At 55.1% G+C, this 14919-nt stretch carries 13 protein-coding genes; 8 read left to right on the top strand and 5 right to left on the bottom strand.

The window, feature by feature from the left end; genetic code table 11:
- Positions 1–112 precede the first annotated feature (112 nt).
- Positions 113–661 (top strand): cell division protein ZapC, encoded by a 549-nt coding sequence (locus ACX9GU_RS17015; RefSeq protein ID WP_473192312.1) that lies wholly within the window; start codon positions 113–115, stop codon positions 659–661.
- Between the two features lie 6 nt (positions 662–667).
- Here the strand turns inward: ACX9GU_RS17015 and ACX9GU_RS17010 are convergent, their stop codons facing one another.
- Positions 668–1771 (bottom strand): YcbX family protein, encoded by a 1104-nt coding sequence (locus ACX9GU_RS17010; protein WP_473192311.1) that lies wholly within the window; start codon positions 1769–1771, stop codon positions 668–670.
- A gap of 104 nt (positions 1772–1875) precedes the next feature.
- On the opposite strand from ACX9GU_RS17010, the gene rlmKL reads away from it, so the two are divergent.
- The 6 genes from rlmKL to rmf all read left to right on the top strand — a co-directional run bounded on the left by rlmKL (position 1876) and on the right by rmf (position 9925).
- Positions 1876–3996 (top strand): bifunctional 23S rRNA (guanine(2069)-N(7))-methyltransferase RlmK/23S rRNA (guanine(2445)-N(2))-methyltransferase RlmL, encoded by a 2121-nt coding sequence (gene rlmKL / locus ACX9GU_RS17005; protein WP_473195206.1) that lies wholly within the window; start codon positions 1876–1878, stop codon positions 3994–3996.
- Positions 3997–4001: 5 nt separating this feature from the next.
- On the top strand, positions 4002–5906 hold the full coding sequence (locus ACX9GU_RS17000; RefSeq protein WP_473192310.1) for an ABC transporter ATP-binding protein: 1905 nt from the start codon (positions 4002–4004) through the stop codon (positions 5904–5906).
- A 120-nt stretch (positions 5907–6026) separates the two neighbouring features.
- Entirely contained in the window at positions 6027–7301 is a 1275-nt protein-coding gene (gene pqiA, locus ACX9GU_RS16995) for a membrane integrity-associated transporter subunit PqiA (RefSeq protein ID WP_473195205.1), read from the top strand.
- Positions 7288–8934: an intermembrane transport protein PqiB gene (gene pqiB, locus ACX9GU_RS16990; protein ID WP_473192309.1), complete on the top strand. Its 1647-nt coding sequence runs from the start codon at positions 7288–7290 to the stop codon at positions 8932–8934. Before pqiA ends, pqiB begins: the two co-directional genes overlap by 14 nt.
- Positions 8931–9488: a membrane integrity-associated transporter subunit PqiC gene (gene pqiC, locus ACX9GU_RS16985; protein WP_473192308.1), complete on the top strand. Its 558-nt coding sequence runs from the start codon at positions 8931–8933 to the stop codon at positions 9486–9488. Before pqiB ends, pqiC begins: the two co-directional genes overlap by 4 nt.
- A 269-nt stretch (positions 9489–9757) precedes the next feature.
- Positions 9758–9925, top strand: coding sequence for a ribosome modulation factor (gene rmf, locus ACX9GU_RS16980; RefSeq protein WP_071680718.1), 168 nt, complete (start codon positions 9758–9760; stop codon positions 9923–9925).
- A 70-nt stretch (positions 9926–9995) separates the two neighbouring features.
- Here rmf and fabF read toward each other — a convergent pair whose 3' ends face one another.
- The 4 genes from fabF to ACX9GU_RS16960 all read right to left on the bottom strand — a co-directional run bounded on the left by fabF (position 9996) and on the right by ACX9GU_RS16960 (position 14239).
- Positions 9996–11270: a beta-ketoacyl-ACP synthase II gene (fabF, locus tag ACX9GU_RS16975; RefSeq protein ID WP_473192307.1), complete on the bottom strand. Its 1275-nt coding sequence runs from the start codon at positions 11268–11270 to the stop codon at positions 9996–9998.
- A complete protein-coding gene (locus tag ACX9GU_RS16970) occupies positions 11267–11791 on the bottom strand; it encodes a winged helix-turn-helix transcriptional regulator (protein WP_473192306.1) in 525 nt (174 codons plus the stop codon). The genes fabF and ACX9GU_RS16970 overlap by 4 nt, the downstream gene beginning before the upstream one ends.
- Positions 11792–11903: 112 nt before the next feature.
- Positions 11904–12422, bottom strand: coding sequence for a bifunctional 3-hydroxydecanoyl-ACP dehydratase/trans-2-decenoyl-ACP isomerase (fabA, locus tag ACX9GU_RS16965; protein WP_024485665.1), 519 nt, complete (start codon positions 12420–12422; stop codon positions 11904–11906).
- A 68-nt stretch (positions 12423–12490) separates the two neighbouring features.
- Positions 12491–14239, bottom strand: a complete 1749-nt coding sequence (locus tag ACX9GU_RS16960; RefSeq protein ID WP_473192305.1) for an AAA family ATPase — start codon at positions 14237–14239, stop codon at positions 12491–12493.
- Between the two features lie 208 nt (positions 14240–14447).
- Between ACX9GU_RS16960 and matP the strand changes: the two genes are divergently transcribed.
- Complete coding sequence (matP, locus tag ACX9GU_RS16955) at positions 14448–14906, top strand: macrodomain Ter protein MatP (protein ID WP_071680844.1); 459 nt, start codon at positions 14448–14450, stop codon at positions 14904–14906.
- Positions 14907–14919: the final 13 nt, after the last annotated feature.

Here is a 14919-nt window from a genome sequence, read left to right as displayed (position 1 = left end):
CTCGTCTATATTTTGTTCGGTAGCGGAATTATCCGATGTTTAAGCAACCTTTCTGGTGATAAAATCGCCCTTTGCGTAATACTGCGTTGGCATGTGGTGAGAAGGATAAGCAATGAAGATAAAACCTGATGACAATTGGCGTTGGTATTTTGACGCTGAGCACGATCGACTGATGCTCGATTTAGCCAATGGTATGATCTTCCGTTCACGCTTTCCGGCAAAAATGCTAACCCCGGACGCCTTCGCTGAATGTGCATTCTGCGTCGATGATGCGGCGCTTTATTTTGATTATGAAGAACAGTGCAAACAGATAAAGCTCAGCCATGAACAACGTGCCGAGTTGGTATTAAATGCGCTGGTGGCCTTTCGTTTTCTCAAACCCCTGATGCCCAAGAGCTGGCATTTTGCTCAGCAACACTATCCGCTACGCCCTAAAAATGGCGAGTTGGCGGCGGTGAAGGTGATGGATAGCGGTGTCGATGCGCGTCTGCTGGTGGTGGAAGCCGGGGATAATGCCAGCCTGTGCTTACTGGCACAAAATCAGCTGGTGTTGGCTGGGCGAACCATGGTGCTGGGGGATGCGATCAAAGTGATGCACGATCGTCTGAAACTTTGCATCCCGGATGAACAGTCTGCCCCGGCTTACGACAGGGCAGTGTAATCAGCGCTACATCAACTTCACATCGCTTTTAGGAATACAGCTGCAACAGAGGATGGCGCCGTTGGCGGCCACTGCGCTTTTCTTTAGCGGCGCAACCTCGCCCTCCACCAGCGTTATCTTGCAACTGCCGCACAGGCCAGCCCGGCAGGAGTAAGGAATGCGAATGCCTTGCTGCTCCAACTGCTCTAACAATATCTGCTGGTTATTACCGGCAAACACCTTTCCTTGATACTCAATGCTCACGCTGGTGGTGCTGTCCTGCGGTGCCTGCAGGCTTTCGACGACCTTGCCTGCCCCATAAGGCCGCGGTGGTTTGGTTGACAACACTTCAACGCTATCGCCGACGCGGATAATACCGCTGTTACGGGCAATCATGTTTTGGCCAAAGTCGACGTCGCCATTATCGGCAGTGCGGAACTGTTGTAGCGTACTCAACGGCTCGCCGCTCGGGTGTTTGCGGCCACGTTCGACGCTGACCGTGGTCAATACGCAGCGGCTGCAGGGTTTTACCAGATCGAACATCACGTCGCCGACGCGGATCACCTGCCAACCATCTTCTGCCCAGGCCGGGCTGCCGGTCACCACCAGGTTCGGGCGGAACTGCTCCAGCCTGATGCTGCTTGGGCAACGTTGCTGCAGATCCTGGAACGAGGCTTCATTAATCAGCAGATAAGGGTAACCGTCGGCAAAGGAGAGTGGAATTTCCGGGTGCTTCTTTACCCTACGGGTTAATTCAGGCCCAACCCAGCGCAGCTGGACCTCGCGCTGAAAATAACCGCTTAGCCAACTGTTGATGGCCACCGGCGCGATCAATGCGGTGAAATGGTTGCCCCACACCTCGGTCGGCTGCGCATCTGGGGCGAAGTCAACGAAGCGGATCGCCGCGCTTTCACCGTCCGGTGCGGTCAGAAACAGGCCATCGGCCAGCAATGCCGGGGTAAACAGCACCATCTGCGGGTATTGGCGGGCGGTGATGAAGGTACCGTCTGGCTCGGTGATCATGAAAGAGCGATCAAAAGCCAGGCCGTTGCTGGCCACCTGAGCGTGAGAAAGCTGCAAACCCCGTAGTGATTTGACCGGATGAACGTAAAGTCGGGAGAGCGTGATCACCCCTGCCTCCGTGCGATAAATGAAATAGAAGGGAGCAACTTTATGACAAGCGGTCTGGATTAGCTATAATGCGCAACAATTTTCTTTTTGGTGATAAGCACGATATGAACACTCTGTTTGCCAGCACGGCGCGTGGACTGGAAGAACTGTTAAAAAGCGAACTGGAGCGGCTTGGCGCTCACTCCTGCAAAGTGGTGCAGGGGGGAGTACATTTTCAGGGTGACGATCGTCTTCTGTACCAAAGCCTGCTCTGGAGCCGCCTGGCTTCGCGTATTCTGTTGCCGCTGAATGAATTTCGCGTGCACAGCGATTTGGATCTGTACCTCGGTGTGCAGGCCATTGACTGGCCATCGATATTTGGCCTGGATAAAACCTTTGCCGTGCACTTCAGCGGCCTCAATGAAGAGATCCGCAATAGCCAATATGGTGCGTTGAAGGTCAAAGACGCCATTGTGGACAGCTTTACCCGCAAGCTTAACGATCGGCCAATGGTAGAGAAACAGCAGCCGGACATTCGCGTGAACGTTTTCCTGCAGCGTGATATGGCCAGCGTAGCGCTCGATCTGAGCGGTGAAGGTTTGCACCAGCGCGGCTATCGCGATCTTACCGGCCAGGCTCCGTTGAAGGAAAACCTGGCGGCGGCGATTGTCCAACGTTCCGGCTGGCAACCAGGGGCGCCGATGCTGGATCCGATGTGCGGCTCTGGCACGCTGTTGATCGAAGCGGCGATGATCGCCTCCGATCGCGCGCCTGGCCTGCATCGCCAACATTGGGGCTTTACCGCCTGGAACGGTCACAATGCCGAACTGTGGCGTGAAGTGAACACCGAAGCGCAGGTGCGTGCGAAACGTGGCCTGCAAGAAACCCCGTCACGCTTCTTCGGTTCCGATATCGATCGTCGCGTCATCGAAATGGCGAAGGGTAATGCCCGCCGCGCTGGCGTGGCCGAATTGATCACCTTTAACGTTAATGACGTCAGCAAACTGACCAACCCACTGCCGGAAGGCCCTGTAGGTACAGTGGTCAGCAACCCGCCATATGGTGAACGCCTTGAGAGCGAACCGGCACTGATTGCGCTGCACAATATGTTAGGGCGCATTATGAAAAGCCACTTTGGTGGCTGGCAGCTTTCGTTGTTCAGCGCTTCACCGGAATTGCTCAGTTGCCTGCAACTGCGCGCCGAGCGCCAGTTCAAGGCGAAAAACGGCCCGCTGGACTGCGTACAGAAAAACTACCAGCTGGCAGAAAACCCGCAAGGGGCTGGTGGTGTGCAGGTGGCAGAAGACTTTGCCAACCGTCTGCGCAAGAATCTGAAGAAATTGGACAAATGGGCGAAGCAGCAGGGGATTGAGTGCTATCGCCTGTATGATGCCGATCTGCCTGACTATAACGTGGCGGTGGATCGCTATGGCAGTAAGGTGGTGGTGCAGGAATACGCGCCGCCGAAAACCATCGACGCGCAGAAAGCCCGCCAGCGCCTGTTTGACGTGATTAACGCCACGTTAGCGGTGTTAGAGCTGCCTTCGAATCAGCTGATCCTGAAAACCCGCGAACGTCAGAAGGGCAAAAATCAGTATGAGAAGCTGGCGCAGAAGGGTGAGTTCCTGCTGGTAGAAGAGTTCAATGCCAAGCTGTGGGTCAACCTGACGGATTATCTCGATACCGGGTTATTCCTCGATCACCGCATCGCTCGCCGTATGCTGGGTGAGATGAGCAAAGGCAAAGACTTCCTCAACCTGTTTGCCTACACCGGCACCGCAAGCGTACATGCCGGGTTGGGCGGCGCACGTAGCACCACCACGGTGGATATGTCGCGTACCTATCTGGAATGGGCGGAGAAGAACCTGCGGGTTAACGGCCTGACCGGTAGACAGCACCGCTTGATCCAGGCAGATTGCCTGTCCTGGCTGCACAATGCCGACGAACAGTTCGATGTGATCTTTATCGATCCGCCGACGTTCTCCAACTCCAAGCGGATGGAGAACACCTTTGACGTACAGCGCGACCATCTGGCGCTGATGAAAGATTTACAACGGATACTGCGCCGTAACGGGACCATTATGTTCTCCAACAACAAACGCGGTTTCCAGATGGATCTGGCAGGTCTGAACGCACTGGGTCTGGAGGCGAAAGAAATTACCGCCAAGACACAGTCAGAAGACTTTGCCCGTAACCGTCAGATCCACAACTGCTGGCTGGTCACCCACGCCGGCGAAGGAAAATAATTACTATGTCGTTAATCAGCATGTCCGGTGCCTGGCTCTCTTTCAGCGATGCACCTTTGTTAGACAACACCGAAATTCATATCGAAGACAATGAACGCGTCTGCCTGGTTGGGCGCAACGGGGCCGGTAAATCGACCCTGCTGAAGATCCTCGGTAAAGAGATCCCCTTGGACGATGGGCGCATCATTTACGAGCAGGATCTGATTGTGGCGCGTTTGCAGCAAGATCCTCCGCGCAATATCGGCGGCACGGTGTTCGACTTTGTGGCCGAAGGCGTGGCCGAGCAAGCGGAACACCTGAAGGCGTATCACGCTATCTCACATCAGGTGGAGCTAGATCCGAGCGAAAAGAACCTGACGCGTATGGCGCAGGTTATGGAGATCCTCGATCATCAGGGTCTGTGGCAGCTAGACAGCCGTATCAGTGAAGTCCTGTTGCAACTGGGGCTGAACGGCGATGCGGAGCTGTCCTCCCTGTCCGGTGGTTGGCTGCGCAAAGCGGCACTGGGCCGGGCGTTGGTCAGTTCACCGCGCGTGTTGCTGCTTGATGAACCTACCAACCACCTGGATATCACCACTATCGACTGGCTGGAAGGGTTCCTGAAAGAGTTCCAGGGCAGCATCGTCTTCATCTCGCACGACCGTTCGTTTATCCGCAATATGGCCACGCGCATTGTCGATCTCGATCGCGGCAAGCTGGTGTCATGGCCGGGCAACTACGAGCTGTACCTGGAAAGCAAAGAAGAAGCGCTGCGGGTCGAAGAACTGCAGAACGCCGAATTTGACCGCAAACTGGCGCAGGAAGAAGTTTGGATCCGTCAGGGCATCAAGGCACGCCGCACGCGTAACGAAGGCCGGGTGCGCGCTCTGAAAGCGTTACGTAACGAGCGTTCACAGCGTCGTGAAGTGATGGGCACCGCCAAGATGCAGGTGGAAGAGGCCGTGCGTTCTGGCAAGATTGTGTTCGAAATGGAAGATGTCAATTATCAGGTCGCCGACAAAGTGCTGGTCCGGGGCTTCAGCGCCCAGGTGCAGCGCGGTGACAAAATCGCACTGGTGGGGCCAAACGGCTGTGGTAAAACCACCTTGCTGAAATTGATGCTCGGTCAACTGAAAGCCGACAGCGGGCGAGTGCACTGTGGCACCAAGCTGGAAGTGGCTTACTTTGACCAGCACCGCGCCGAGCTGGATCCAGAACGTACCGTGATGGATAACCTGGCGGAAGGTAAGCAGGAAGTGATGGTCAATGGCCGTTCGCGCCATGTGCTGGGCTATCTGCAGGACTTCCTGTTCCACCCTAAACGGGCAATGACGCCGGTCAAAGCGTTGTCGGGCGGGGAGCGTAACCGCCTACTGCTGGCTAAATTATTCCTTAAGCCGAGTAATTTACTGATCCTCGATGAACCCACCAACGATCTGGACGTCGAAACGCTGGAACTGTTGGAAGAGATGATCGATAGCTATCAGGGCACCGTATTGCTGGTAAGCCACGATCGTCAGTTTGTTGACAACTCCGTCACCGAATGCTGGATTTTCGAAGGCAATGGCGTGATCGACACTTACGTCGGGGGCTACTACGATGCACACCATCAACGTGCCACCGCCAAGCCGATCCGCACGGTAGCCACCAGCCAAACCAAGGTTGCGGTGGAGAAAAAAACCGAGCAGCCCAAGAAATCAGCAGCCAAACTGAGTTATAACCTGCTGCGCGAACTGGAGCAGTTGCCACAGCGCCTTGAACAGCTGGAAGTGAATATTGCAGCCTTGCAGGCACAGGTGAGTGACGCAGGGTTCTTCTCACGCCCGCACAGCGAAACCCAGCAGGTTCTGGCCGATCTTGCCACTGCGGAGCAGGCACTGGAACAAGCCTTTGCCCGGTGGGAAGAGCTGGAAGCAATGAAAAACGGCTGATTGGAAACAGGGTTGCCCGCACGCTGCTGCTGTGGGCAACCCAGGCTGTACCGATGAGCGACACGGTTAAGGAGGATAATGGTGTGTTCCCACGAAAGTCATAAGCAGCAGAGTCATGCGATGCATGGCGAGCCTCAACAGGATAACCTGATACTGTGCCCACAATGCGATATGCTGGTGGCGTTGCCGCCTTTGCAATCAGGCTCTAAGGCCGTTTGTCCCCGTTGTAAAACGACACTCAGCGCCCGCTGGGCGGAACCGCGCAAACAACCGATTGGTTTTGCCCTCAGCGCGTTATTCATGCTGGTGTTAGCCAATATCTTCCCGTTTATCAATATGCGCGTTGCCGGTCTGGGCAATGAAATCAAACTGATCCAAATTCCTCAGGTGATGGTGGCAGAAGACTATGCCAGCATGGCCACCCTGTTTATGGTGTTTGTGCAACTGATCCCGGCGTTTTGCATGTTGGCGATTATTCTGTTGTGTGCCAGGGTGCGGCTGCCACGACAATGGAAGATCTGGATGGCCAAGGTGCTGTTCCAGTTGAAGACCTGGTGCATGGTCGAGATCTTTCTGGCTGGCGTGCTGGTCAGCTTCGTCAAGCTGATGGCCTATGGTGATATTGGCATTGGCTCCAGTTTCATCCCTTACTGTCTGTTTTGCTTACTGCAAGTGCGAGCCTTCCAATGCGTCGATCGTCGCTGGTTGTGGCAGGATATTGAACCGGCCCCGTTGATTGAACAACCGCTGCAGGTTGGGCGTACCGGCCTGCGGCAAGGCGTTCGTTCCTGCTCCTGCTGTACGGCCATCCTGCCCGCCCAGCAGTCCAAATGCCCGCGTTGTCACACGGTGGGCTATGTACGCCGCCGCCACAGCCTGCAATGGACGATGGCATTATTGGTCACCTCGATCATATTGTATATTCCGGCGATGCTGATGCCGATTATGATCACCGAGGCGTTGGGCAACAAAATGCCATCAACGGTCATGGCCGGGGTGGTGCTGCTATGGGGAGAAGGGTCCTATCCGGTGGCGATGGTGATTTTTATTGCCAGTATTATGGTGCCCTCGCTCAAGATGTTGGCGATTGGCTGGCTATGCCTGGATGCCAATGGCAAAGGCAAGGCCAATGCCGATAGCGAGCGTATGCATCTGATTTATGAAGTGGTGGAGTTTGTTGGCCGTTGGTCAATGATCGACGTGTTTGTGATCGCCGTGCTTTCGGCGTTGGTACGTATGGGACAGTTGATGAGTATTTATCCAGACATTGGGGCGCTACTGTTCGCCATGGTGGTCATTCTCACCATGTTTGCTGCTATGGCGTTTGATCCCCGTTTAACCTGGGATCGCGCAAATGAAACAATAAAAAAGGAGCCGCAAGGTGACGGAAAGTAATCATGGCGTCGCGGATGTTGAGAAGATCAAGCGCTGGTCGCCGGTGTGGATCATTCCCATTGTCACCGCGTTGATCGGTGCGTGGATCCTGTTTTATCACTTCAGCCATCAAGGGCCGCAAGTGACGTTGGTCACGACCTCCGCTGAAGGGTTGGAAGCGGGAAAAACCAAGATCAAAAGCCGCAGTGTGGATGTCGGTACGGTTGAAAGCGTCACCCTGAGCGAAGACCTGAGTAAAGTGTTGGTGCAGGCTCGCCTGAATTCCGGCATGGAAAAGCTGCTGCGTGACGATTCGGCCTTCTGGGTGGTGAAACCGCAGATTGGCCGTGAAGGCGTCTCCGGGCTGGGGACCTTGTTCTCCGGTGCCTACATTGAATTGCAACCGGGCAACAAGGGCAATGTAGGGAAAGCGGATTATCAGCTGCTGGATGCTCCGCCGCTGGCCTCTCCAGACGCTAAAGGGTTGCGCGTCATACTGGACAGTGACAAGTCCGGTCAGTTGAACGCTGGCGATCCGGTGTTGTTCCGTGGCTATCGCGTTGGCTCGGTGGAAACCAGCTATTTCGATCCCAAGCTGCGTTCCATGCGCTATCAGCTGTTTATTACCGCGCCTTACGATCAGTTGATCACTACCAACGTCCGGTTCTGGAAAGACAGCGGCGTTGCCTTCGATATGTCCGCACAGGGGATGCGTGTGGAAATGGGATCCTTGGCGACGCTGTTTAGCGGTGGCGTGAGCTTTGACGTGCCAGAAGGTTGGGAGCGAGGCCCTGCGGTGAAAGAAAAGGCCGAGTTTGCCCTGTTCGATAACCAGCGCAATATTCAGGATTCTCTTTATACCGAGCATACCGATTATCTGGTGTTCTTCTCCGAATCGGTCCGTGGCTTGCAGCCGGGGGCGCCAGTCGAGTTCCGTGGTATTCGCCTGGGTACCGTGGGGCAAGTGCCGTTCTACAAAGAAGGTATGCGCCAGCAACTGGATAATGACTATCGCATACCGGTGCTGATCCGTATTGAGCCAGAGCGCTTTAACCAAGAGGTAGGCAAGGGGTTCGATGTAGTACAGCATTTGAAAGATGCAGAAGCACGGGGCATACGCGCCTCGCTGAAGTCCGCTAACCTGCTGACCGGAGCGTTATATATCGATCTGGACTTCTATCCAAATGAGAAGCCGTGGAAGGGGCCGCGTGAGCTGTTCGGTTATCCGCTGTTGCCAACTACCGGCAGTGGCCTGGCTCAGATCCAGCAGAAGCTGGTACAGACTCTGGACAAGATCAATTCGATGCCGATCAATCCAATGATCAACGAAGCGACCAAAACGCTGGCCGAAAGCCAGAAGGCCATGAAAGAAACGCAGAAAACCCTGCAGTCGCTCAATGACATCATCGGCAGTAAAGAGATGAAGGCATTGCCGGAAGATATGCAGAAAACCCTGCAAGAACTCAATCGCAGCATGAAAGGGTTCCAGCCAGGATCGCCTGCCTACAACAAGATGGTCGGTGATATGCAACGTCTCGATCAGGTACTGCGTGAGCTGCAACCGGTGCTGCGTACCCTGAACGATAAGAGCAACGCCCTGGTATTTGAAGCCGCGGGCAGTAATGACCCTCAGCCGAAGAAGGCCAAAAAATGAAAAAATGGATCCCGGTAGTTCTGGCGCTGTTGCTGAGCGCCTGTAGCAGTACGCCCAACAAGACTTACTATCAGTTACCGGCGTTGGGAACCCCGGCTCAGGTGACTGGCACCCAGGCGTCACGCCAGCTGTGGTTGGAGCACGTCAGCGTGGCGGATTTCCTGGCGCAGAGTGGGGTGGTCTACCAGACCAACGACGTGCAGTTTGTGATTGGGCAAAACAACCTGTGGGCCAGCCCGTTGGATCAGCAACTGCAACAGACGTTGGTGACCAACCTGGGCAGCGCCTTGCCGGGTTGGGTGGTGTCATCACAGCCGATGAGCAGCGATCAGGATGTGCTTAACGTCACCATCAGCGGCTTCCATGGCCGCTACGATGGTAAAGCGATCGTTCGTGGTGAATGGGTGCTGAGCCATCAGGGCAGGCTGATCAAGCGGCCATTCAACCTGGAATTGAAACAGGGTGAAGATGGCTATGACGCCTTGGTCCGCACCTTGGCCCAAGGCTGGTTGCAGGAAGCGCAGGAGATTGCCGCACAGGCAGCTCGCCTTTAATCATAGCTTGTAATAATTCGGTCTAAAGCCATCCCGGTGAGGCAAAGAAAAAGCCTTACCGGGATTTTTTTAGCTTATTATCAAGCAATTAAATGCGACTCAGCAATATCAGCCACTTAGCTTATGCGCCGTGCATAGCTCACAAATATGACAACGGTATGAAATTTGAACGTTGATCTTCTCGCCATTTAGGGCTATTCCTTAAATGTGGCTGTATTTCGTGCGGCCATTGTTTTCTTTCCACAGAGTAACAACGAGGGAAACGAGGCATGAAGAGACAGAAAAGAGATCGTCTGGAGCGGGCTGAATCACGCGGTTACCAAGCAGGTATTGCAGGGCGTTCGAGGGAACTTTGTCCCTACCAATCTTTAGATGCCCGGGCTAACTGGCTGGGAGGGTGGCGAAAAGCCATGGAGGACAGGGCTGTGACCGCTTAAGCGGCTCTCTGTCATGAATTAAGGAACGACCTCCGCCAAACAAGCGGAGGTTTTCGTTTTAAGCGTAAAATTATTCCTGCCAGCGTTTCAGCAAAATACTCGCGTTGACTCCCCCAAAACCAAATCCGTTCGACAGGGCATAGGTCATTGCCATCGGTTCCGCCTTATTGGCCACCAGATGCAGACCGGCGGCGGCAGGGTCTGGATTATCCAGATTCAGGGTGGCCGGAGCGATTTGATCGCGCAGCGCCAGAGCGGTGAAAATGGTTTCCAGGCCGCCTGCGGCTCCCAGCAGATGGCCAGTGGCCGATTTGGTGGAGGTGATAGCGATATGCCCATCGGTGCCGAACAGGTGTTTGATGGCGTTGATTTCACCCAGATCGCCAACCGGGGTTGAGGTGGCGTGTGCATTCAGATGCTGAACCTGATCTGGCGTGACGCCAGCCTGTTTCAGCGCAATCTTCATCGCCCGATAGGCGCCATCGCCATCTTCGGCCCCGGAAGTCATATGGTAGGCATCCGCACTGGTGCCGTAACCGACAATCTCAGCTAACGGCTTGGCACCGCGTGCCAACGCATGTTCCAACGTCTCGATCACCAACATCCCGGCACCTTCCCCCATCACAAAGCCGTCGCGGGCGCTGTCAAACGGGCGTGACGCTTTGGTTGCGGCATCCGCTGGCGTGGTTGACATGGCTCGGGCAGCGGCAAAGCCCCCCAGGCTAACGGTATCGATAGCGGCTTCCGTTCCGCCGCATAAGGCGATATCGGCTTCATCGTTACGGATCATCCGCACCGCATCGCCAATGGCCTGCACGCCTGCCGCACAGGCGGTAACCGGTGCGCCAATCGGCCCTTTGAATTGATGCTTGATGGAGACATGGCCCGCGGCCAGGTTAACCAAAAAGGAGGGAATGGTGAAAGGAGAGAGGCGCTTCGGCCCACGGCTATCCGTGGTGCGCACCGCGTGGGCGATAGCGGGGAAGCCACCAATACCAGAGGCGATCACGGTGGCCGTCCGCTCCTGTTTTTCCTCACTATCGGCGTTCCAGCCAGCCTGCTTGATGGCTTCGTCAGCGGCGACCATCGCCAGCAGAATAAAGCGGTCCATTTTCTTTTGATCTTTCGGCGCCACGCTCAGGTCTGGATCAAAACCGGCAGCGGCATCCTGCTCCAGCGTGGGTACCTGGCCGCCGATCTTGACCTGCAAATCTGCCACCATCTCTTCGGGCAGCGGGCTGATCCCTGACTGACCCGCCAACAGGCGTTGCCAGATCGGCTCTACGCCGCAACCCAAAGGAGAGACGGCCCCCATGCCGGTGATAACTATACGACGACTGCTCATAGTGACTCCTTGGATGATTCATTAAGTAAGGCGTAGTGATGCTGCATCAGAGAAGCACGGCGTGACATGGCCTCTCCGGCCGCAGGGCCTGCCGCCAACGTGATGTGCTGTAGGGCGATAGGCTGCTGGGTTAGCGCATTGATTAATAGAGGCTGTATTGGCTGACCGCTGCGTCGATCAACCAGCTCCGCGCTGTGTGCCCCTTCAGTCAGATGAGTATTGCCCCACTGGAACAACGTCACCAACACCGGGAAGAAATCTTTGCCGCGCTCAGTGAGCAGATATTGGTAGCGTACCGGGCGAGTCTGGTAGCGTTGCTTATACAGAATGCCGCTTTCCACCAGAAATTTAAGCCTGCGGGTCAGCAGCGTGGGTGATAGCCCCAGGCTTTGCTGAAACTCGTCAAATTTGCTCAGGCCATGAAAGGCATCGCGCAGGATCAGGATGCTCCACCATTCCCCCACGCGCCCCAACGAACGGGCGATTGGGCAGGGGGTCGTTGCAAAATTGGTTTTTTTCATGCTGCCCTCTTGGTTAATACATTTATTGTAGTCACTGGATGGTGATTAAACGACCAGAACAATAATAACAAAGGGGAAATAAACGGCGACCGAGAGAGGCCGCCGTAAGGCGTTAGAACGCCGCAGCGTCCTTGAACAGGCCCACTTTCAGATCGCTGGCGGTATAGATCACTTTGCCATCGCACAGCACTTCGCCATCAGCCACGCCCATAATCAGCTTGCGGATGATCACGCGTTTGAAGTTGATGCGGTAGGTGACCTTTTTGGCGGTTGGCAGTACCTGGCCGGTGAACTTCACTTCGCCGACGCCCAGCGCACGGCCTTTGCCTTCGCCGCCCATCCAGCCGAGGTAGAACCCTACCAACTGCCACATGGCATCCAGACCCAGGCAGCCTGGCATGACCGGATCGCCAATAAAGTGACAATCGAAGAACCACAGATCCGGATTGATATCGAGCTCAGCTTCTACGTAGCCTTTATTGTGGCTACCACCGTCTTCGGTCATCTTGACCACGCGGTCCATCATTAACATGTTGCCTGATGGCAACGGTGGGCCACCGGCGCCAAACAGTTCGCCACGGCCCGATGCTTCGAGATCTTGTTTCGTATAGGATTCGCGTTTATCTACCATGTTCTCAGTAAACCTTTTTTTGATGAAGGACGCAGCTTAACTTACACGTGTACGCTGAACAAGTCCGATCAGCCACGGCTGAACCAGTTAAGCCAGCGCAATGGCCACGGCAACGGACGCCGTTCTGGCAACATGGCCTGTGCAATCCGCTCCTGGATGGCGGCCAGTAGGCTAGGTTGCTGCTCATCGGCGAACGGATAGCCGGTCAATAACGGCAAGGCTTCCGCAACGCTATCTACCGCCCATAGATGGAATTGCCCTTCACGCACCGCTTCGACGACGTCTGGGCGCAGGCAAAGGTGCCGTACGTTGCTGGCTGGCAGGATCACGCCCTGTTTGCCCGTCAGGCCACGGCGTAGACAAACCTCGAAGAAACCTTCGATCTTTTCGTTTGCGCCGCCGATCGGTTGCACATTACCAAACTGGTCAACCGAACCGGTCACGGCGATTTGCTGGGTGATCGGCTGCTGTGACAATGCGCTGATCAGGGCACAGAGTTCGGCCAGTGAGGCGCTGTCCCCGTCAACTTCACCGTAGGATTGCTCAAAGACGATTGAGGCGGAGAAGGGCAGTTGCTGATCGAGATCCAGTTCGGAGATCAGGAAAGCCTGCATGATCATCATGCCTTTAGCATGCAGATTGCCCCCAAGCTCGGCCTTGCGCTCCACATCGGTGAATTCGCCATCGCCCAGGTGGACCACACAACTGATGCGCGAAGGTTCGCCAAAGCTGCGCGGATGCCCTGGATAATCCAGCACCGACAGGCCGTTAATCTGACCAATCACCTCACCTTCGGTTTCGATCATGATCTGGCCCAGCTCAATCTCGTCCTGCATGCGTTCTGCCAGATAGCTTTCACGCCATTCGCGGGCATTCAGCGCCGCTTCTAACGCTTTAGCGGTGATCTGCGCATCTTCTGCATACAGAGCGGCCTCAGAAAGCTGCTGGCTGACCCACAGTGGTGATAGTGGTAGGTTACCCTGGTCACCGGTATGGCGCACCGCCTGGACCATCAGAGGCTGCCAGGCGTCGGCTGCCAGCGGTGGTAATTGCTGCTCGGCGACCACGCTATTGATATAGCCACACCATTGCACCATATCGTCTGGCTCGGTGAGCTGCAGATCGTCTTCATATTCACCGTAGACGGCCTGCCCGCAGACTTCAGGCTCCATATCATGGAAATCAGCCAGGCCATGGCGATCGCCCACCACAATCAGGCGTAACTCCAGCGGCATAGGGGGGATGGAGAGCGGTAGCGGCCGGGTTTCATCTGGCGTCAGCCACTGGAACTGGCGCTGGGTAATCATCTGCTTGAGACGCAGCCACAATAGCGGCTGTGCCAATAGGGCACGCGCCGACAGGATCAGCACGCCGCCGTTAGCCTGATGGACCAGGCCCGGCTGCAAGGTGATCGCACCATTATGTATTCTGACGCAGCCAAATAACTGTTCTGGCTCAACCCATTCCTGGTATACGCAAGCACCGCCGGCGGCAAAAGGTTCATCGCCGCGCATGGCATTTTTAATGCTGACGGTGTTGCCTTCAATCACGTAGTGACTGCCTTTAACGGTATTCTGCGGTTGCAACTCTTCTGCCGCTCGGGCGATCAACGCCAGATACTCACGTGTTTCCTGTGCTTTCAACAGCATAAAACGTGGCAGAGACAGCGGATGCAAAAACAGCGTCAGCGCATTCTCCAAACGGGGCTGGATTGCAGAAAAGGCCACGGGTGCCAATTGAGCAGCGGAATCGAAAATCGCCTGATAAGGCGTAGCAGCAGGCAACAGAGATTGCCATTCAAGTCGGTTATTGGTCAAAGTGTTAGATGCAATCGTCAAAAAGGGAAAGCGCGATTATACAAGAATAACGCCAGCTTGATACCTCCAGAGTCGTTGTTGAGCATCGGAGTTTGACATTGCTCGATGACAGTGCAAAAAACAGTCAAAAACGGCGGGTAATTGCCGAGGAAAAGTTGGCTAAAGCTGTTATGCTTATTAAAGTTACACGGTCACAGCAGAGTTCATGATGAAATATCAGCAACTGGAAAATCTGGAGAGCGGTTGGAAATGGAAGTACCTGGTGAAAAAGCACCGGGAAGGTGAAGCGATCACCCGCTACATTGAAAACAGCCTTGCTCAGGAGGTCATTGACCAACTGCTGAAGCTGGAAAATGAACCGGTCAAAGTGCTGGCGTGGATCGATGAGCACATGAATCCGACGCTGGATAACCGGATGAAACAAACCATCCGCGCCCGGCGTAAGCGTCATTTTAACTCAGAACATCAGCATACGCGCAAGAAATCGATCGATCTGGAGTTCCTGGTCTGGCAACGTTTGGCTGCGCTGGCGCATCGCCGTGGCGTCACCCTGTCGGAAACCGTCGTACAGCTGATCGAAGATGCCGAGCGCAAAGAGAAGTATGCCACCCAAATGTCATCGCTGAAACAGGATCTACAGGCGATCCTGGGTAAGGATGATAAATAGCATTACCCAATGT

This window comes from Serratia sp. K1WW1, assembly GCF_055790865.1.
Note: the sequence above shows the minus strand (reverse complement) of the source record. Positions and strands in the feature narration are given on the sequence as shown.